At 60.8% G+C, this 19,574-nt stretch carries 14 protein-coding genes and 1 pseudogene; 11 read left to right on the forward strand and 4 right to left on the reverse strand.

Features of this window, described 5'->3' with window-relative positions; translation table 11 throughout:
• Nucleotides 1–18: 18 nt before the first annotated feature.
• A complete protein-coding gene (locus tag KVT38_RS00255; protein WP_217591673.1) occupies nt 19–2,634 on the forward strand; it encodes a beta-mannosidase in 2,616 nt (871 codons plus the stop codon).
• 66 nt (nt 2,635–2,700) lie between these two features.
• Here the strand turns inward: KVT38_RS00255 and KVT38_RS00260 are convergent, their stop codons facing one another.
• The 4 genes from KVT38_RS00260 to KVT38_RS00275 are packed head-to-tail and all read right to left on the reverse strand — an operon-like array spanning nt 2,701 to nt 6,875.
• Nucleotides 2,701–3,813 (reverse strand): acyltransferase family protein, encoded by a 1,113-nt coding sequence (locus KVT38_RS00260; protein WP_217591674.1) that lies wholly within the window; start codon nt 3,811–3,813, stop codon nt 2,701–2,703.
• Nucleotides 3,803–4,663 (reverse strand): D-alanyl-D-alanine carboxypeptidase family protein, encoded by an 861-nt coding sequence (locus tag KVT38_RS00265; RefSeq protein WP_254638861.1) that lies wholly within the window; start codon nt 4,661–4,663, stop codon nt 3,803–3,805. Before KVT38_RS00265 ends, KVT38_RS00260 begins: the two co-directional genes overlap by 11 nt.
• Entirely contained in the window at nt 4,612–5,790 is a 1,179-nt protein-coding gene (gene alr, locus KVT38_RS00270) for an alanine racemase (protein WP_217591675.1), read from the reverse strand. Before alr ends, KVT38_RS00265 begins: the two co-directional genes overlap by 52 nt.
• Nucleotides 5,784–6,875, reverse strand: coding sequence for a D-alanine--D-alanine ligase family protein (locus KVT38_RS00275; protein WP_217591676.1), 1,092 nt, complete (start codon nt 6,873–6,875; stop codon nt 5,784–5,786). Before KVT38_RS00275 ends, alr begins: the two co-directional genes overlap by 7 nt.
• A gap of 236 nt (nt 6,876–7,111) precedes the next feature.
• Here KVT38_RS00275 and KVT38_RS00280 point away from each other — a divergent pair, with 236 nt between their 5' ends.
• The 10 genes and pseudogenes from KVT38_RS00280 (at nt 7,112) to KVT38_RS00325 (ending at nt 19,428) form a co-directional block, all read left to right on the forward strand.
• Nucleotides 7,112–8,275, forward strand: coding sequence for an iron-containing alcohol dehydrogenase (locus KVT38_RS00280; protein ID WP_217591677.1), 1,164 nt, complete (start codon nt 7,112–7,114; stop codon nt 8,273–8,275).
• Nucleotides 8,276–8,287: 12 nt separating this feature from the next.
• Nucleotides 8,288–9,127: a histidinol-phosphatase HisJ gene (gene hisJ / locus KVT38_RS00285; RefSeq protein ID WP_217591678.1), complete on the forward strand. Its 840-nt coding sequence runs from the start codon at nt 8,288–8,290 to the stop codon at nt 9,125–9,127.
• Nucleotides 9,128–9,284: 157 nt separating this feature from the next.
• Nucleotides 9,285–10,235, forward strand: coding sequence for a DNA-binding transcriptional repressor DeoR (locus tag KVT38_RS00290; RefSeq protein ID WP_217591679.1), 951 nt, complete (start codon nt 9,285–9,287; stop codon nt 10,233–10,235).
• A 20-nt stretch (nt 10,236–10,255) separates the two neighbouring features.
• A pseudogene (deoC, locus tag KVT38_RS00295) lies at nt 10,256–10,965 on the forward strand (deoxyribose-phosphate aldolase).
• A 199-nt stretch (nt 10,966–11,164) separates the two neighbouring features.
• Complete coding sequence (locus KVT38_RS00300; protein WP_217591680.1) at nt 11,165–12,232, forward strand: Rpn family recombination-promoting nuclease/putative transposase; 1,068 nt, start codon at nt 11,165–11,167, stop codon at nt 12,230–12,232.
• 513 nt (nt 12,233–12,745) lie between these two features.
• Entirely contained in the window at nt 12,746–14,542 is a 1,797-nt protein-coding gene (locus KVT38_RS00305; RefSeq protein WP_217591681.1) for a sensor histidine kinase, read from the forward strand.
• A gap of 14 nt (nt 14,543–14,556) precedes the next feature.
• Complete coding sequence (locus KVT38_RS00310; RefSeq protein ID WP_217591682.1) at nt 14,557–15,873, forward strand: response regulator transcription factor; 1,317 nt, start codon at nt 14,557–14,559, stop codon at nt 15,871–15,873.
• Between the two features lie 93 nt (nt 15,874–15,966).
• On the forward strand, nt 15,967–16,890 hold the full coding sequence (locus tag KVT38_RS00315) for a carbohydrate ABC transporter permease (RefSeq protein WP_217591683.1): 924 nt from the start codon (nt 15,967–15,969) through the stop codon (nt 16,888–16,890).
• Nucleotides 16,887–17,756: a carbohydrate ABC transporter permease gene (locus KVT38_RS00320; protein WP_217591684.1), complete on the forward strand. Its 870-nt coding sequence runs from the start codon at nt 16,887–16,889 to the stop codon at nt 17,754–17,756. The genes KVT38_RS00315 and KVT38_RS00320 overlap by 4 nt, the downstream gene beginning before the upstream one ends.
• Nucleotides 17,757–17,964: 208 nt before the next feature.
• On the forward strand, nt 17,965–19,428 hold the full coding sequence (locus KVT38_RS00325) for an ABC transporter substrate-binding protein (RefSeq protein WP_217591685.1): 1,464 nt from the start codon (nt 17,965–17,967) through the stop codon (nt 19,426–19,428).
• Nucleotides 19,429–19,574 lie beyond the last annotated feature (146 nt).

The following is a 19,574-nucleotide window of genomic DNA, read 5'->3' on the forward strand; positions in this document are numbered from 1 at the left end:
TGGGGAGGAAGATTGCAAATGAAAAGATCGATAGCGTTGACAGGCGCTTGGCAGCTGAAAGGCGAAGGCATAGACTCTTCGGGAAAGGAAGCGAGTATCGCGATCGATGCGCAGATTCCCGGTCATGTGCACCAGGATCTGCTCGCGGCGGGCCTGATCGCGGATCCGGGTTACCGCAAGCAGGCGGACGATTGCCAGTGGGTGGAGCATTGGCGGTGGACATACAGCCGCACGTTCGAGCTTGAGCGCTTGGAGCCGGGGCGTCCCCTGCTGGAATTCGAAGGGCTGGATACGTACGCTGAAATCGAGGTGAACGGCGTCCGGCTCGCCCGGACCGACAACATGTTCGTCCGCTACCGCTTCGACGTGTCGGGGCTGCTGCGGGAGGGCACGAACGAGCTCGTGGTGCGGTTCCGGACGGTCGCGGAAGGGCTTGCGGGCAAGTCGTACGCCGGTCTCGGCGCAGCCTTCACGAACGAGCGGCTGTTCGTCAGGCGCATGCAATGCACGTTCGGCTGGGACTGGGTGGGGCGCCTCGTCAGCTACGGCATATGGCGGCCGGTTCGTCTCGTGTTCGAAGAGGTGGCGGCGATCGACGATCTCTTCGTTTACACGAAGGCTTTGGACGCGCGAGGCGCGTCCCTTACCGTTGCGGTCGAGACGCGCAGCCGCGCCGAAGAGCCGCTGCGGCTGTCGCTTGCGATAGAGGGTCCGTCCGGCGGAATCGTCTGGCAGGCCGAGCGCCGGCTGAACGGCGGCAAGCTGGAGCTGACGGCCGATCTGACGGAGCCGGAGCTATGGTGGCCGGCAGGATACGGCGGCCAGCCGCTGTATACGCTCGTCGCGAAGCTGTACGGCAAGTCGGGACTGCTCGACGAGCGTTCGCGCACGTTCGGCATCCGGACGGTGCGCATCGAGCAGCTCGCGGACCGGACTGGAAGCGAAGAAGCTCGGATGACCGAAAAGATTCGCTCGCAGGTGATGATAGGGGATGCGACCGCCGACAATCCGGACGGCATGGTCTGGGAGGCGAACGGCGACCGCCCCGGCAGCGGCTTCCGTCTGCTGGTCAACGGCGTTCCCGTCTTTTGCAAGGGAGCCAATTGGGTGCCGTGCGATCCCTTCCCCTCGCGCGTTCCGGACTCGCGGTACGAGCACCTGCTCCGGCTCGCCCGAGATGCCGGCATGACGATGCTCCGATGCTGGGGCGGGGGCATCTACGAGCCGGAGCCGTTCTGGGATTGGTGCGACCGGCTCGGCATCGTCGTCGTTCAGGACTTCATGATGGCATGCGGGACGTACCCAGAATCCGACCGGGATTGGTCGGTATCGCTGACCGCCGAGGCGGAGGGCGTGATTCGCGCGCTGCGGAATCACCCTAGTCTCGTTTGGTGGAATGGGGACAACGAGAACGGCATGTCCGCAGGCGAAGAAGACCCGGATTACCCGGGGCGGGCCATCGCCGAACGGATCACGGGCAGGCTGTGCGCGTCGCTGGATCCGTCCAGGCCATTTCAGCCCACGAGCCCTTACGGCGGCAGCACCAACAATTCGTTTACAATCGGCACCGCGCACTATACGGGAGCGTTATTCGAGTTGTTCGACGTGTTCCGCAACACGGATTTGCGCGACTACCGCTCCTACTTTGCCGGCCTGTTGAGTCGATTCTGTCCGGAGTTTCCGATGTTCGGCACGCCGGAGGTTCATACGCTGCAGCGGATGATGAACGACGAGGATCTGGCCGATCCGTCGTACGACATGCTCGAATACCACACGAAGAATCACCCGGGTCTGAAGGACTTCTCGCTCTTCCGTGCGCTCGCGACGCTGGCCGACAAGCTTGCCCCGCCCTCCGCGTCGACGCCCGAGCAGATCCGCCGCATGTCGTTTGTCCAGCACGAGCTTACCCGGCTGACCGTGGAGGCTTACAGGCGCAACCGGCATTACGCGGGCGGCATTCTGTTCTGGATGTACAACGATTGCTGGCCGGCGAGCGGCTGGAGCCTGGTCGATTATTACGGGTACCCTAAGGGCGGGTATTACGGCTTTCAAAAAGCGGCTCGGCCGGTGATCGCATCGATCGAAAAAAGCGCGGCAGTCGGGACGTACGAATGCTGGGTGTGCAGCGATAAGCCCGAGGAGATCCGGGGGACGGGGACGCTGCGCGTGATGAAGCTTGATGGCTTCGCCGAAGACGCCGAGGTCTGGTCCAGGACGTTCGACTTCGCGATCGGGGCGGGCGCTTCGGCCGTTGTGGCGGAGATTCCGGCAGCGGAGCTGGACGCGCTGCTGGACCATCGTCACGTGCTGGTCATGAATATCGCCTTAGCGGGCGGATTCGGCGAGGACCGCTGCATCTACTTCGCCGGGCTTCCGGCGGAGATGAAGCTCACGCCTTCCGGCCTTCGGATCGAGTCCCGTGCAGGCGGGCCTGAAGCGGGCAGCGTGACCGTGACCGCAGACCGCTATGCCAAAGCCGTACTCCTGCATGGCGCATACGTCTTTTCGGACAACTACTTCGATCTGCTGCCCGGGGAGCGCAGAACGATCGCCTACCGCAGCCAGGAGGCTGCGGCCTATGCCGGCGAGCAGGGAGATGAAGAGCCAGCGATCGAGCTGATCGCCTGGAACTGATTTTACCCGCAACACCCAAATACTCGCTGAAAGAGACGAGCTGCCGTGCACGTTTGCGCGATAGCATTAGCGCCGGGTCGATACCGATCCGGCTTCTTTGGCGCGAAGCGGCCAGGCGGTCCGAATCGTTCGAAGGGAAGGGAGGCGGACGGCGACGGCCGCCAACGCGACGGACAACAAGCAGACGGTGACGAAGTGAACAAGGCTGTTGCCGATCAGCCACGGCTGCAGCCCCGTCGCCTTAGCGGCGCCGCGCACGAGCACGATGGCGAGCGGATGCAGCACGTAGATCCACGCCCGGCCCTCCCGCAGCGTCCGGTTCGCCGGTCCTTTGTACGGGAGCGCCAGCAGCATCAGAAAATAGGCGGCGGGTACCGCGAAAATATACATGCTGTCATGCCGGGGGATGGCGCCTTCGCGCAGCCAGAGCGCCTCCGCCAGCATCGCGGACAGCGAGACGAGGAAAAGCGCCGCATGCGCGGCCGGACGGCTCGGACGCCGCTTCTCGCTTCGGGCGACGAACGCGCCAAGCGCCAGATAGATCGGCGCGAAAAACAGTCCGTTGCGCGTATAGTCGAAGACGTGGAACATCGCGTTATACCATCCCGTCAGGACGCCGCTGCCCGCGATCAAGCCATAGTAGCTGTCGCCGAACAGTCCGACTGCGTACAGCAAGCAGGCGACGGTCATGACGGCGGCCGGCTTCAGCGCGCGGTACAGTGCGTGCAGCATGGCGATGCCGATCATTAGCGCAGGCAAGTACCAGAGGTGGTAGAAGGTGCCGTCGAACGCCAGATCCCGCAGCAACGAAAGCGCGCCGAACTTTGGGGAGGAAAAGTAACCATTGTACACGTTAAGCGGCACATAGAGCAGGATGGCGATCGCGTACAGTTTGGCGATGCTGCCAAGATAGCGTAGAAGATGGCGCCGGTCGGCGAGCGGGGCGCCCGTCAGCTTGCGGAAGTAGAAGAAGCCGGAGGTTATGAAAAAGATCGGCACGGCGATGCGGGTGAGCGCACCGTCGACCAGGAAGTCCGCGGACGCGCCGAAGACGGCGAACGGGCCCGTATGGTTGGCGATGACGAGCAGGGCGGCTATGAATTTGAGCCAGGACAGGCCGAGGTAATCCATTTTAGCCGTTTGAGCCGTTTTAGCCGGCTTAGCGAGGTTACCCGACAAAGGACCGCCGCCTTTTGCCGGTCGAAGCCGTCACGATAATGCCGCCCGCGTTGTCGCCGGACAGGCGGTAATAATCGCAGGCCGGGATCGGTACGGCCGCAGAAGCGCCCGGGCCAACGGGCACATAATAGATCTCGACGCGCTCACGTTCGTCCTCCGCCATCAGCCGCTCGCCGTCGAACGCGAAGGAGCGCAGCCGCTCGACGTATTCCTCGAGGCACAGGTTCTCTTGCTCCATGATCTCGGCGTGCGGGGTTCCGACGTAGCGGAAATGCCACGGCTCGCAGGCGATGCCGGTGACGGCTTCCTTGCCCGCGCGATAGCGCTGGACGAAGCCGAACTGCGCGGCCAGCCGTTTGAAGGCGAGGCAGACGCCGCTGTCCGGAAAATCGGGCGCGATGAAGTCGAGCTCGCCATCGCCCGCCAGTCCGACGTCAATGGCAAGGCCCGTCTGATGCTCGCTGCAGCCGGGAAGGGCGACGTAGGCGGCCGTATATCGAGGTCCGTTTTCCCGCAGCGACGATTCATAAATTTCGGTCTGTTCGTCGGCCGACCGATACCCGCTCACGGCCACGATGTCGGACAATCCACCGCAAGCTGTGAGCAACTCCGCCAAACGGGAGAGCGCAGTCGCTTCCAGCAGCATGCCCGGCGAGAGAGCGCGCATCGCGGGATAATCGTCGAGCGCGGACAACTTATCCGCCGGGAACGGCTCCCGCACAGGATGCGTCTGGTTGACCAGGATGAGATGTCCCTCATGGACGGCGGATCGTGCGACGCGAATCGTGCGATGCGTGCTCAGATCACGGTCGGCTCCCGCCGCCGCGGTTGATAATAGGCGTTGTCCCATGCGTATTCAGCCTCCTTCTTTGCATTCGCGTAAACCTTGGCCAGCCGGTCCGTCAGCGCCGTCGTGATCTCCTGGGCCGCGCCGTCGATATGGGCGGCCAACTCGGCGAACGTGACGCGCTCGCCGCCCTGGCGGCCGATCAGCGTCACCCGGTCTCCCGGCGCGCAGGGACAGGGCAGCCTAAGCATCAGCTGATCCATGGAGATTCGGCCGACGATTACGGCGCGCTGTCCGCGCACGAGGACAGGGGCGCCTTGCATCCGCTGCGACCAGCCGTCCGCGTAGCCGATCGGCGCCGTGCCGATCCATTCGTCTGACTCGGCGCGGTAGGCGTTGTCGTATCCGATATACTCACCTTGCCGAACGCGCTTGACCTGCATCAGCGTGCTGTGCAGGCTGAGCGCAGGCTTAAGCGGCACGGGCGGCGTCAGCCGGGCCGGATAAAAGCCGTACATGGCGGCGCCGATCCGCACCATGTCGAGCGCAAGACCCGGGAAGCGCAGGGCGGCGGCGCTGCCGGCGCAGTGGTAGTGCCGGACGGCGATGCCGCTCTCCTTGCACCGCGTCATCAGCTCCGCAAACCGGCGGGCCTGCCGCTCCAGGTAGTCCGTGTCAGCTTGTCCTGCGGTCGCGAAGTGCGTATAGAAGCCGTCGACGTCGATATCCGGAGCGGCGAGCCACGGGACGAGCGCATCCCATTCCGCTTCCGTCCGGAAGCCGATCCGGCCAAGCCCGGTGTCGGCTTTGACGTGCACGCGCAGCTTGCGTCCGGCAAGCGTTGGCGAACGCCTCCGCAGCTCCCGGAACCAGTCCGCGCCGGTGACCGTCAGCGTCAGATCCCGTTCCATCGCCAGATCGACCTGGTCCGGCCGGATCGGCGTCAGAATCAGGATCGGGAGCCGTACGCCTCCCGCCCGCAGCCGCAGCGCCTCCTCGAGAAAAGCCACGGCCAAATAATCCGCTCCCGCTTGCCTTGCCGCTTCGGCCGCTTCCAGATCGCCGTGGCCGTAGCCGTTCGCCTTGACGACGGCCATCAGCTTGACGCCCGCGGGCAGCGTGCCTCGAACGGCGCGCAGATTGTCCGAGATCCGCCGGGGATCAATCTCCGCCCACGTCTCCCTCAGCATGGGGCCAGCCTCTCGTAACTGAGCGACTGCCTGACTTCGTGGCGGGCGAACGCGTAGTCGATCAGCCGCTCGATCAGCTTGGCGTACGTCGTACCGTCCGTTTTTTCCCACATGACCGGATACATGCTGGCGGACGTGAAGCCGGGCAGCGCGTTGATCTCGTTCAAGTACAGCAGCCCGTCCCGGTCCAGGAAAAAGTCCACCCGGGCGAGACCCTCGCAGCCAAGCGTCCGGTACGCCTGCAGGGCGAGCGCCCGGACTTGTCCGATCAGCGCTTCGCCGATCTCGGCAGGAATGGACATGCGCAGCCGCGGATCCGAATATTTCGAAGCAAAGTCGAAGAAACGGTTGTCGTGAATGAACTCGCCCGGCAGCGAAACGATCGGCTCTTCGTTGCCCATGACGGCGACCTGGATCTCCCGCCCGGGAAGCTCCCGTTCGACGACCAGCTTGGCGTCGTACCGCAGTGCCTCCGCGATGCCGGCCGCCAGCTCGCCGCGGTTCTCGCAGCGGCTGATGCCGATGCTTGAGCCGAGCGAAGACGGCTTGACGTAGCAAGGGTAGCCGATCGTATCCTCCAGCCACGCGACGCAGCCCCGCTCGTCAGCCAGCCATTGTTCGCGCCGGAGGGTGCGGTGCTCGACCTGCCGGATGCCGGCCTGCGCCAGCGCCAGCTTCGACATCGCCTTGTCCAGCGTCAGCGCCGCGGCGAGTACGCCGTTTCCTACGTAAGGCACGTTCAGCATCTCCAGCAGCCCCTGGAGCGTCCCGTCCTCCCCGTTGGAGCCGTGGATGAGCGGCAGGACGACCTTTTTGCCGGGCAGCGCCAGCTTGCGAAGCAGAATATCGCCGATGGAGGCGGCTTCGCTGTCGTGCGCCGGCTCGGCGACGAGTCGCTCCGCCGCTTCGCCGCTTGCCAGGCCTTGCGCGTCCGGCCCGCACCAGCGTCCATCCCTTGCGATATAGATCGGATGCAGCTCGAATTTGGATTCGTCGACCGCGCTGAGGACGGTGCGTGCGGTTTTCAGCGAGATGTCGTGCTCGACGGATTTGCCGCCGTACACGACGAACAATTTGGTTTTCATAGGGTGGGTACCTCCGGTTCGCGATTTGGCGTCTATGCATACAAGATAACCGCCAACTTTTAAAAAGGTTGAAACGAAAGTTTAAGGATTGCTTAAGATTGTTTGAAGGCTTGAAGGAGGATCGTTCCTTGCGTTGGATTCCCGGCGCGCGCGCGCTGTATAATAGAGGGGTTGGCACGGCTTGTCGTCATGAGGCCGCGTCCCCAAACTAATCGCTATCGGAGGTTTGCCGCTCCATGAACAACTTTGAATTGTACAACCCCACGAAGCTGGTGTTCGGCAAGGATACGGTCTCGAAGCTGGGCTCGCTGGTCGAGCCGTTCGGCAAGAAAATCCTGCTCGTCTACGGCGGCGGCAGCATCAAAAAGTCGGGACTTTACGACCGCGTGCTGTCCGAGCTTGCCGCGATCGGCGCGACGGTGCATGAGCTGCCGGGCGTCGAGCCCAATCCGCGGCTGTCCACGGTACATAAAGGCGTCGATATCGTACGCGCCGGAGGGATCGAGTTCATCCTCGCCGTCGGCGGCGGCAGCGTCATCGACGCGGCCAAGGCGGTGGCGGCGGGCGCGAAGTATGCGGGCGATCCGTGGGACTTCACGATCGGCAAAGCCAAGATAGAGGACGCGCTGCCGCTCGGCACGGTGCTGACGCTGGCGGCGACGGGCTCCGAGATGAACGGCAACGCCGTCATCTCGAACTGGGAGAAGAAGCAGAAGCGCGGACTGGGGAGCAAGCTCGTCTATCCTCGTTTCTCCATCCTGGATCCGCAGCTGACCTACTCGGTGCCGCGCGACCAGACTGTGAACGGCATTGTGGATATCATGTCGCACGTGTTCGAGCAGTACTTCACGCTGACCGACGGCGTGCCGCTTCAATCCCGCTTCGCGGAATCCGTCCTGCTGACGGTCATCGAGAACGGCGAGAAGGCGCTCGCCAACGGCGAAGATTACGAGGCGCGCGCGAACCTGCTGCTGGCCGGTACTTATGCGCTGAACGGCACGCTGCCTAACGGCGTCGTCACCGACTGGGCGACCCACGGCATCGAGCACGAGGTCAGCGCCATCTACGACATCGCGCACGGAGCCGGTCTCGCGATCATTTTCCCGAACTGGATGAAGTACGTGTACGATGCCAAGCCAGAGCGGTTCGCGCAGTTCGCCGAGCGGGTGTGGGGCATCGATCCGTCGGGCAAGTCGGCGGAGGAGCTCGCGCTCGCCGGTATCCAGGCGACCCGCGATTACTTCACACGCATCGGCGCGCCGGCTACGCTCGGGGAGCTCGGCATCGGAGCCGAGCAGCTGGACCGCATGGCGGACGAAGCGGTGCAGTTCGGGCCGATCGGTTCTTTCAAGAAGCTCGGGAAAGCGGACGTCAAGCGAATTCTCGAGATGAGTCTGTAGGAGGCTGCCGGCATGGCGTTGAAGTGGGACGGGCATACGCATACGAAATTTTGTTATCACGGCAGCCCGGCGGAATCGGAAGCTTACCTGGATCGCGCGATCGAGCTCGGCTTCGACCGATATACGCTGAGCGAGCATCCGCCGCTGCCCGAACGGTACGTGGACGACCCGAAGCTGATGGCGGAGCTCGCGATGCCCGAGCACGAACTGCCTGAATATATGGCGTACGCGGCCGCGGTCAAGGCGCGCTACGCGGGGCGCATCGAGGTTGCCGTCGGTCTCGAGATGGACTATCTGCCCGGGATGACGGACTATTCCGACCGGCTGCTCGCGCCTTGGCTCGGCGAGCTGGAGGACATCGTCGTGTCCGTGCATTATTTGCCTGGCAAAAGAGGCATGCGCTGCATCGACTTTACGCCGGCGGACTTCGCGGACGCGTTCCTGGACCACTACGGCTCCATGGATGCGGTAGCGGACGCCTATTACGACGCGGTGGAAGGCGCGATCGCCTGGGCGGCGACGCTGCCGAAGTCGATTCGCAGACGCATCGGTCACGTCAACCTGATCCGCAAGTTCCATCGCGAGCTGCCGCCGATGAACGAAGAGCGGGCGCGGGCGAGGCTTGAGGCGCTGCTGCCGAAGCTGAAGGCGGCCGATCTCGGCCTCGACGTGAACGTGGCGGGTTTCCGCAAGCCGACTTGCGGCGAGGCGTACGTGCCGGAGTGGCTCATCGACCGCTGCATCGCCGAGGGCATCGAGCTGGTGTACGGCTCGGATACGCACAAGCCGGGCGAAGTCGGCGCAGACTGGGACTGGTTCGAGCGGGTAGTCGCCAAGGGCGGCGCGCGCTGACCGGAATGAAGCGAGGACGCGAACGCCGCGAGGGTTCGCGTCTTTTTTTTACCTGAACGCTCGTAAAAATCCGAGGCCGATAAACCTGGCATCAACGGTTGAACTCAGGGCCGGGAATGCATTATGATGGTTCCAAATCCCGGACGGAGTGTTGCGCATGATCCCAGAGACAGGCGGAGACCGGCTGGCCCGCATGATCGACACGGCGAAGATGTATTACGAACTGAATTACAGTCAGCAGGAGATCGCCGAGCGGCTAGGGATCTCGCGGCCGACCGTGTCCCGCTTTCTTCAGCAGGCGAAGGACGAGGGCTACGTTCGCATCCAGATCGTTGACCCTCGGGAGAGCAACGACTCGCTCGCTTGCGGGCTGGAGCGCAAGTTCAAGCTGCGCAAGGCTGTCGTCGTGCCAGTGCCTCAATACGAGGATATCGTCGTCAAAAAGTATCTTGGCGAGGCGACCGCCGCGTATTTGCACGAGACGCTGGAGGACGGCGACATTATCGGCGTGACCTGGGGCACAACGCTCTACGAGGTCGCTTGCCGGCTGCGGGACCGGCAGCTCAAGGACGTGCGGGTCGTGCAGCTGAACGGCGGCGTCAGCCACTCGGAGACGAACACTTACGCATACGAGATCGTCCAGCTGTTCGGCAAGGCGTTTCACACGGTGCCGTATTTCATCCATCTGCCGGCCATCGTAGACCATGCGATCGTACGGCATACGATCGAGGCGGACCGGCACATCGGCAGAATACTGGAGCTCGGCCGGCGCGCGAACGTAGCCGTGATCACCGTTGGTTCGCCGACCGACGATTCGGTGCTGATCAAGGCGAACTATTTTACGGAAAACGACCTGGCGTTGATCAAGGAGCGAGGCGCCGGTGACCTGTGCTCTCGTTATATCGATCGCGAAGGCAAGCTCTGCTCGGAGGAGTTGAACCAGCGGACGATCGGGATCGAGCTCGACGATCTGAAGCACAAGGAGCGCTCGGTGCTTGTCGCGGGCGGACGCAAGAAGGCCGAGGGCATTTACGGTGCATTGCGGGGCGGTTATGCCAATGTGCTGATTACGGATCAGTATACGGCCCAATACTTGTTGGAGAGATGAATGGAAGGGGATGGACGAACATGACGACGAACGCGACAAACGGGACAAGCGGTACAAACCCATCTTCCGAATCGCTGGCCGCCTATATCGACCATACTGCGCTCAAGCCGGAGACGAGCCGCGACGATATCGTTCGTCTGTGCGAGGAAGCGAAGCAGTATCGATTTGCGACCGTCTGCGTCAACCCTTATTGGGTGAGTTCGGCAGCCTCTCTGCTAGCCGGATCCGGCGTGGGCATCACGACGGTGATCGGCTTTCCGCTAGGGGCGACAAGCACGTTCGCGAAGGCGGCGGAAGCCCGGGACGCGATCGCCGCGGGCGCGACCGAGATCGACATGGTGCTGAACGTCGGCGCGCTCAAGTCAGGGCTTACGAGGACGCCGAACGCGACATCGCGCGCGTAGCCGAGGCTTGCGTGGGCAAGGCGGTGCTTAAGGTTATTCTCGAGACAGGCCTGCTTACAGATGAGGAAAAGATAAAGGCATGCGAGCTGTGCGTCTCGGCCGGCGCGGACTTCGTCAAGACGTCGACGGGCTTCGGTCCGGGCGGCGCGACGGCGGACGATATCGCCTTGATGCGGCGCACCGTCGGGCCGGATATCGGCGTAAAGGCGTCAGGCGGCGTGCGCGATCCCGAGACGGCGCGGACGATGATCGCAGCCGGCGCCACGCGCATCGGGGCGAGCGCAAGCGTCGCGATCGTATCGGGCGGTGCGGGGGAAGGCTATTGAGCGAGGCGGGGCGTGGCGGGGAATTACGCTAGTCGTCTGTAATTAGCACGGAATGTCGGTTTTGCGGCCGATATTTCGTGTTTTTTTAGTTTCCAATTCCCCTGCCAAATGGTAAAATAAACAAGAACACCAGTTCTCATTTGATGGCGTATGGCTGCATCCGTGTGTTCAAATGGATTCGGGAAAGGGGATGGACGGGATGCGGCAAACGGTTATACTGAAGGAAGAGAAGGAAGTTTATTCGCCTCGAACATACGTGGACTTAAAAGCCGATTTTGCGTTCAAGCGCATGTTCGGGCAGCCTGACGGCCAGTCCGTGCTGGTCGCGTTCCTGAACGCGCTTCTGGGCGCGGATGCGGAGACGAAAATCACATCGGCGAGCATTTTAAACACGGATCTCGAACGGGAGCACGAAGGGGACAAGAAGGCGGTGCTGGATCTGCTGGCGAGAACAAATCGCGGAGATCTGGCACACGTCGAGATTCAAGTGACAGGCAATCCGCATCTGGCCAAGCGGCAGCTCTACTACTGGAGCCGTATTTATGCCAAGCAGATGGAAAAAGGACGGCCATACTCGGATCTGCGGCGCACGATTTCCATTCTTATTTCGAACGTGGACGTGCTGCCTCAGACTCAAAGGTATCATAGCGTGTTCGGTCTTTATGAAAGGCAGGAGCATTTTCCGCTCACCGACGTGATCGAGCTGCACGTCATCGAGCTGCAGAAGCTGCTAAAACGGGCCGCGAAAAGCGAAGCGGATCCATGGACCGAGCCGGAGATACGTTGGCTGCTGCTGCTCGGCGCCGTGCAAGGCGGGGAAGTGCAGACAAAGCTGATGGAAAAACTGGAGGCGATTGCGATGAGCGGTGATATCGAGCTGCTGGAGGCGTTCGGGCGATGGGAGGACATGAGCCGCGACCCGAAGGTTTGGGCCAAGTACGAGATGTGGCACAAAGCGATGATGGACGATGCAGCCTACAAGGCGGAGATGGAGCTGCTGTTGGCCGAGAGAGCGAGCCTGAAGTCGGAAACCGAGACCCTGAAGTCGGAAACCGAGACCCTGAAGTCGGAAACCGAGAGCCTGAAGTCGGAAGCGGAGAGCCTGAAGTCCGAAACCGAGAGCCTGAAGTCGGAAGCGGAGAGCCTGAAGACAGAAAATGAACAAATGCATGCCCGGCTGCTGGAAATGGGGCGGACGCTGCTGCTTAACGGCATGGATGCATCCGAGGTTGCGCGCTTGACAGGCTTGTCGCCGGAAGAGCTGTAAGCCTAATTTGTTAGGATCGCTTGTTATAGCGTCATTCGCACAGGCTGCTGAGGCAGCCTTTTTGCTGTGCTGCGCCATCGGCTATTTCTGTTTCAACCATGTATACCCCGTTGTCGGACCCAGGATCCGCTATTTTTCGGATTTATCCATTTACTCGATGCCCAACGGACCGTACGTCCGCTAACTAGCTCAAAACGACCGCCAATGCCCCGTTTATCTCAAATAGCGTCGCCTCAGTCCGCAATGACTGCCATTTGCCCGCATCCGGCGCAGATAGCGGCTACTCGGTCCGCCCGAAGCTGGAACCACTCGTACACGGCTTCATGGCTCGCCCCAACCTCGCGCTCAGCATAGACGTCCAGCCCAGCCTGCATATACAATGGCATCAGGCCGCTTTTGTGTGCGTTGCTACGCAAATCGTGCGTCGTCCCATGGATTTTTCGCAAACGCATACACGGGGACGAGGCCGATCCGCCATACTGGAGGAGCCGAAAGACGACGGGGGGGCCCGCATTGAAGCTTCATCTGACGAATCCGCTTACGAAAATGAAGGTCAAGCAGCAGCTCATCCTGCTGTTCCTGCTGCTCGTCAGCCCCGTGTTCGCGCTGAACTGGTATGCCAACGCGAGAGCCGAGGACATTCTCAAGCAGCATGTGACGAGCGCGTACGCGGAGCTGAGCAAGCAGAACCTCGCGCTCATGAACCGCGATATGGACACGGTCAGCCGCGTGATGACGACGCTGATCCAGCATTCGCTCATTCAATCGCTGAACCCGATGATCGGAGATACCGCTGACCGGGTGCGGCAGTACGCCGACGCCGACAAGCTGCTTTCATCCTATTCGATGGGGATGAACGGCGGCGAGGCCGTCTATTATTACTTGTACGCCTACGATCCGAACAACCGGTACGAATTCGCGCCGACGCCCTCCTCGAAGTTCAAGGCGGTGGGCGGCGTCTACTTTTACAACGACAAGCAGAAGCCCGAATGGATCGACGAGATATTGAGCAAGCGGGGCAAAGGATATCTTCGCATCATGAACGATCTGGGTTCTTCCTCCAGACCGGATACACTCGCATATGTGCGGGCCGTGTATAGTACCAGCCAAGGTAATCAGGTCGTCGGCGTACTGGTCGCCACGAACATCAACCGCAAGCTGGTCGAATCGATGCGAACGGTCTCGCTGCCCGATAAGGGCGAGATCTACTTGACCGATTACGAGGACAGAGTGCTGGCTTCATCGACCGGACCGATCGGGGACCGGCTCGAGCTGCCGGCGGAGCTGCGCGCGGGGGACGATGTCGAGGGACAGTCCAACGTCATTACAGACGGCTATATTTACGTGCAGAGCTATCAGTATCTGGCACAGCAGAAGCTGATCTACAAGATTCCGACCCGCTCGCTGCTCCAGCAGCAGAACGAGCTGAAGTTCGTGATTCAATTGATCTCCCTCGTCTACTTCTTTTTTTGCATCGTCGTCATGGCGTACTTCTGGCGCTCTCTGCTAACGCCGCTTCAGCGGCTCGCCGTGTTCACCAGATCGTACGTGCCGGGCAAAAAGGTGCCCGCGCAGGCGGCGATCGACCGCAACGACGAAGTAGGCGTGCTCATGCACTCGGTCTACGGGATGGCGGGACGGCTCAACTCGCTCATCGAGGACCGCTATCTGATGGAGATCAAGCAGAAGGAAGCGCAGCTGCAGCTGCTCTATCAACAGATCAATCCGCATTTGCTGTACAATACGCTCGAGAGCATTTATTGGAAAAGCACGCTCGAGGGGCCATCCGAATCCGGCGAGATGATCAAGGAGCTGGCCCAATTGATGCGGATCGGGCTGAGCCGCGGACGCGAACTGATCACGCTCGAGGAGGAGCTCGCGCACGCGAAGGCGTATACGAGCCTGCAGCAGAAGCGCTACGAGTACGGCTTTTCCGTTGCCTGGGATATTGACGAGCGGACGCTTGCCAACCTGATTCCGAAGATCGTCATTCAGCCGTTAATCGAGAATGCGATTCTTCATGGCGTGCGGAATATGGGAGAGGACGGCGAGATCGCCGTCATCGCGAGCATGTCCGAGAGCAGCGTCGAGATTCGTGTCGAGGACAACGGCTACAAGGAAACCGACTACGAGGCGATCGCCCGTCTGCTCGAAGACGACGACGGAAGCGCGGGCGCGGGTTACGGCATCCGCAATGTGCAGCAGCGTATTCGCCTGCAGTTCGGAGCCGAATACGGATTGACTTACCGGCCGCGCAAGGGCGGAGGTACGGTAGCGGGCATCGTGCTGCCCGTCAAGCGTGAATTGTAGAAGGGGGACCCACGATGTATAACATATTGATCGTCGACGACGAACCGCTCATCTGCAAAGGTCTGGGCAAGCTGCTCCAATCGTCGGGCCTCGACATCAAGGACATTTTTACGGCGGGCAGCGGCCACGAAGCGCTCGATTACTTGCGGATGGAAGACATCGACCTGCTGATCACGGACATTCAGATGGGCGCGATGAACGGCATCGAGCTCATGCATCAGGCGAAGATCATCAAGCCTTGGGTACAGGCGATCGTCATATCCGCGCACGAAACGTTCCAATACGCGCAGCTCGCGATCAAGCTCGGAGCCAAGGATTATATCATCAAGCCGATTAAAAGCGAGCAGTTCCTAGACTCCGTGCGCGAGGTGCTGCTTCATATGGATAAGCCGGCGCCGGCGGAGAACGATTTGCTGTCCCAGTTGCGCGAGCATTTCCGGATGGATACGCCGGCGCAGCCGCGCACGGATCGCCTGAACACTGTCTTGTCCGGCGCCTCCGAAGTGCCGGAAGAAGCGGAACTGGGCGCGCTAGGCCTCTCGGGGCCCTACTTCGCCGTCATTAAGGTGAATCTCGATCCCGATCGCGAACAATCCGGGAGCCGCTACGGCGAGGGGGACGAGGCGCTTCTTCAATACGCCGCGCTCAACATCGTCAGCGAGCTGCTGGGCAAGGACTGGCGCTACGACGCCTTTGATACGCCGGGACTCGAGGTCTCCGTGCTGCTGCAATGGGACGACGAGAGCTTCGGCGACTCCAGCGTCGACAAGATCAACCAGCTCGAGCTGATCGGCCGCAGCCTGCATCACAACATTTCCAAGTATCTCAATCTGCCCTGCGTCGTAGGCATCAGCCAGATTCTCAAGGGAGCCGCCTTCCTGCCCGCGCTCGGCGAACAGGCACGCAAGGCGATTCTGTGGAATCGCGAGCACAAGGACCATCATGTGTTTTACTACGGCGACTTCAAGTGGAGCCTGTTCGGCAAGGAGCCGACCGAGGAGGAGTGGACGGAGCAGAACAATCAGATCGTGGAGAAGGCGATGGCATACATCCAGCAAAATTTCGCGCAAAAAGGTCTGACCCTGCACGAGGTGGCGCAGCGGAATCACGTCAGTCCGAACTACTTAAGCTATCTTTTCAAAAAAAACACCGGCTTCAACCTGTGGGAGTACGTCATCAAGCTCCGGATGGAGGAGAGCAAACGTCTGCTGCAGCAGACCGATCTGCGCCGGTACGAGATCGCCGAGCGGGTCGGCTACGAATCGCCGGAACATTTTAGCAAAATATTCAAGAAATTCTACGGAATCTCGCCGAGCGAGCTGAAGAAGTAAGATCACTCACGATCCGAATAGATACGCACATATTCAGCGGAGGGCCCTTTTTCTACAATAAAGAGGAGGCAGAAAAAGAAAGAGGGAGACCGTATGAATCAGACCACCGCCGTAGCCAGTCCGCTTGGCGCGGAAGCGACCAAGCCGCGGAGCCGATGGACGAAGCACTTCTGGGGCTATGCCTTCGTGCTGCCGGCCGTCGCGATTTTCCTGCTGTTCCTGTGGCTGCCGATCGTCAAGGGGATCGTGTTCAGCTTTTACCACATCGACTTCGTGAAGGGCAATACCTATGTCGGACTCGACAACTACAAGCTGATCTTCAAGGATCCGGACGTCGGGACAGCCGTGAAGAACACCTTGTATTATATGTTTTTGTGTATCGTCATCGGATTCTGGGTGCCGATCCTGTTCGCCATCTCGATCTCCGAGCTGCGCCGCTTTCAAGGCTTTGCGCGCATCGCGGCGTACCTGCCGTACGTCGTGCCGGTCGTCGTGCTCTACGGCTTGTGGCGATGGCTGTACGATCCGGTCGGCCCGTTTAACGCGGCGCTGGAGAAGGTGGGCATCACCCCGATCAACTTCATGACCGACAAGAGCTGGTCGATGATCTCGATCGTCATCATGGAGACGTGGCAGCAGTTCGGATCCGCGATGCTCATCTATCTCGCCGCCATCCTCAGCATTCCCCGCGACTGGTACGAGGCCGCCGAGATCGACGGCGCCGGCGTCTGGCGCCGCATCTGGCACATCACGCTGCCGGCGATCCGCAATCAGATCGGCCTGCTGCTCCTCCTGCAACTGATCGGAACCTCGCAGGGCTACCAGTCCCAGCTAGCCATGCTCGACGGAGGCCCGAACAACGCAACGCTGACCTATGCGCTCTATATCGTCAAGTATGCGTTCAACAGCTTTAATTATGGCGTCGCTTCCGCCCTTGGAGTGCTTATGTTCCTTGTCCTCGGCGTGCTGGCCGTCATTCAGCACCGACTGTCAACCAGAGGAGGGAATGCGGCATGAAAAGTACGGAACGCGGCATCGTCTCCAGCTACGATATGAAAAAGCCGCTGAACAAGACGGTCTACGTCCTGATGTGCATCGTCGTCGCCGTCATGTGCGTCAGCATGCTGTACCCGATCGCAACGGCCTTGTTCAACGGGCTTAAGGCCAACGTCGAAGTGAACTCCTTTCCGCCGCACTTCCTGCCGCAGGAATGGCACTTCGACAATTACAAGAAGGGCTGGAGCTTTATCGACCTGCCTTTGTATCTGAGAAATACGCTGCTGATCTTCGTCGGCAATATGGTCGTCACCGTCGTCGTCATCGGGTTCGCGGCGTTCAGCCTGTCGCGGCTGGATTGGCCTTACCGCAAGGCCGTCTACTACTTCTTCCTGGCGACGCTGTTCATTCCGCCGACGACGTACATCATTCCGAACTTCATCAACCTGCGCGATTTGCACCTGATGAACACGTTCTGGGCGTTCTGGCTGCCAGCCGGGGCCAATGCGTTTTACCTGCTGCTGCTGAAGAGCTTCTTTGACGGCATCAACCAGGAGCTGTTCGAGGCGTTCCGCGTCGACGGCGCATCCGAGCCGCGCGTCTTCTGGCAGCTGGCTTTCCCGCTGTCCGTGCCGATCTTCGCCACGCTGGCTATTTTCGTCTTCGCAACGTCCTGGAACGACTGGTTCTGGCCGAGCATGGTCATGGGGGGCGAGCATTACCCGCTCGCGACCGCGATCAAGAAGTTCGTCATCGACGCGCGGCGGCTCGACCTGAACATCCGGTTCGCCATCCTGACGATGATTATGATTCCGCCGATCGTGATCTTCCTCATATTCCAGCGATTTATCGTGCGGGGATTGCATCTGGGCGGCGTTAAAGGATAGCGCAGCAACGACTTGGCTTAGGAGGCTGACTGCGCGGATTCGACAAGATTATGTGCGCTTCTACGCAAGGCAAATGTGCGATTTTACGCACATCGACGGATCGTAAACCTGCACACGATCGAAGTAGGAATGCACATCGCGCCGGTGCAAACGCCTCCATTATGATGAGCGTGTAACCAATTCATACCTATCGAAAAGGGGAGTTACCATGCGCAAGACTTCAATAACGCTGGCCACACTGACTGCTTCGGCACTGCTGCTGTCCGCGTGCGGAGGCAACAACAACAACAACGCTTCGAGTTCCTCGTCCGCCGCGCCGGCATCGTCCTCGGCCGCGCCGTCCACAGAAGCGAGCGGCAGCGCGAGCGCCGCGCCAGCCGACGACCTTACGCAAAAGAAAGTAACGATCAGCATCTACTACCCGACGCCGGACCTCGTGGAGAAGCGGGCGCTCGAAGACGACAAGATCAAGCGCTTTAACGAAGTGTACCCGAATGTCACGATCGTCAAGAGCGACTGGCAGTACAACCCCAACGAGATCGGCATGAAGATGGGCGCGGGCGAAGCGCCGACCTTGTTCAACACATACGCCACCGAAGGCAAATTCCTCGCGGAAAAAGGCTGGGCGGCCGACATTACGGACCTGTTCAACGCCTACCAGTACAAGGATCAGATGAACCCGATTCTGCAGGATCAGTTCATTCTCGGCGACAAGGTGTACGGCATCGCCCAGCAGGGCTACGTGACCGGCACCGTGGTCAACAAAAAGCTGCTGGACGACAAGGGCGTCGCCGTACCGGCTTACGACTGGACTTGGGACGACATGCTGAAAACGGCGCAAGCGGCCGCAGACCCGGGCAAAGGCATTGCCGGCATCGCGCCGATGGGCAAGGGCAACGAAGCCGGCTGGAACTGGACCAACTTCCTGTTCGAAGCGGGCGGCGAAATCCAAAATGTCGCGGACGGCAAAGTCACTTCGGCGTTCAATAGCGACGCGGGCGTCAAAGCGATGGAATTCTACAACAAGCTGGCATGGGAAGCCAAAGCCATTCCGAAAGATTGGGCGCTCGGCTGGGGCGACGCGGTAGGCGCATTCGCACAAGGACGCGCCGCCATGGTTATCGCCGGCCCGGACGGTCCCGTCGACCAGGCGCTGAACCAAGGCGGCATGAAGCCGGAGGACGTACTCGTGTACCCGATGCCGGCGGCCGAAGCCGGCGGCAAGCACACCGGCGTGCTCGGCGGCGACTTCCTCGTCATCAATCCGAACGCCACCAAGGACGAGCAAGCGATCGCATTCCAATACGCCGTGTTCGACTACTTCTCCGACAAGGGGCTCGCTTCCGTCGAAGAGAACATCCAGGCGCGCAAAAAAGACAACAAGTACTTCATCCCGCCGGTCATCCAGTACTTCAAGGACGACTCCGAATACGGTAAGAAGGTTCGCGACGTCTACGCCAAGTACGACAACGTCTACCAGTACAACGCCGACTCCCTGGCGCTGCTCGACGGCAAGCCGGAAGCGCAGTACAACACGCAGGACTACTACGCCACGATGACCAACGTCATCCAGGAAGTGTTCTCCAAGAAAGGCACCGACGTCAAGGCTCAACTCGACGCCGCCGCCAAGACGATGCAGTCCAAGTTCTACGACGCGATTAAAGTTGAATAGGTGAGACAGCGCGCCGTGCGGGTAAATGCCCGCGCGGCGTTTCTGTTTTTTCCGCTGCTCAAGAGACGTTTCACCATGAGTTTAGGCGAAATATTCTCGGTTAAGAACAACGATCCAACTCGCCCCGGCGCTTCGCCGCAGAAGTC

Source organism: Cohnella sp. GbtcB17 (genome assembly GCF_019091135.1).
Classification (GTDB): Bacteria; Bacillota; Bacilli; order Paenibacillales; family Paenibacillaceae; genus Cohnella.

Coding starts and splice junctions, on each gene's coding strand:
- hisJ (WP_217591678.1), top strand. CDS start 8,288: ATGGCGTTGAAGTGGGACGGGCATACGCATACGAAATTTTGTTATCAC.
- KVT38_RS00290 (WP_217591679.1), top strand. CDS start 9,285: ATGATCCCAGAGACAGGCGGAGACCGGCTGGCCCGCATGATCGACACG.
- KVT38_RS00325 (WP_217591685.1), top strand. CDS start 17,965: ATGCGCAAGACTTCAATAACGCTGGCCACACTGACTGCTTCGGCACTG.
- KVT38_RS00315 (WP_217591683.1), top strand. CDS start 15,967: ATGAATCAGACCACCGCCGTAGCCAGTCCGCTTGGCGCGGAAGCGACC.
- KVT38_RS00300 (WP_217591680.1), top strand. CDS start 11,165: ATGCGGCAAACGGTTATACTGAAGGAAGAGAAGGAAGTTTATTCGCCT.
- KVT38_RS00265 (WP_254638861.1), bottom strand. CDS start 4,663: ATGGGACAACGCCTATTATCAACCGCGGCGGCGGGAGCCGACCGTGAT.
- KVT38_RS00320 (WP_217591684.1), top strand. CDS start 16,887: ATGAAAAGTACGGAACGCGGCATCGTCTCCAGCTACGATATGAAAAAG.
- KVT38_RS00310 (WP_217591682.1), top strand. CDS start 14,557: ATGTATAACATATTGATCGTCGACGACGAACCGCTCATCTGCAAAGGT.
- alr (WP_217591675.1), bottom strand. CDS start 5,790: ATGCTGAGGGAGACGTGGGCGGAGATTGATCCCCGGCGGATCTCGGAC.
- KVT38_RS00280 (WP_217591677.1), top strand. CDS start 7,112: ATGAACAACTTTGAATTGTACAACCCCACGAAGCTGGTGTTCGGCAAG.
- KVT38_RS00255 (WP_217591673.1), top strand. CDS start 19: ATGAAAAGATCGATAGCGTTGACAGGCGCTTGGCAGCTGAAAGGCGAA.
- KVT38_RS00275 (WP_217591676.1), bottom strand. CDS start 6,875: ATGAAAACCAAATTGTTCGTCGTGTACGGCGGCAAATCCGTCGAGCAC.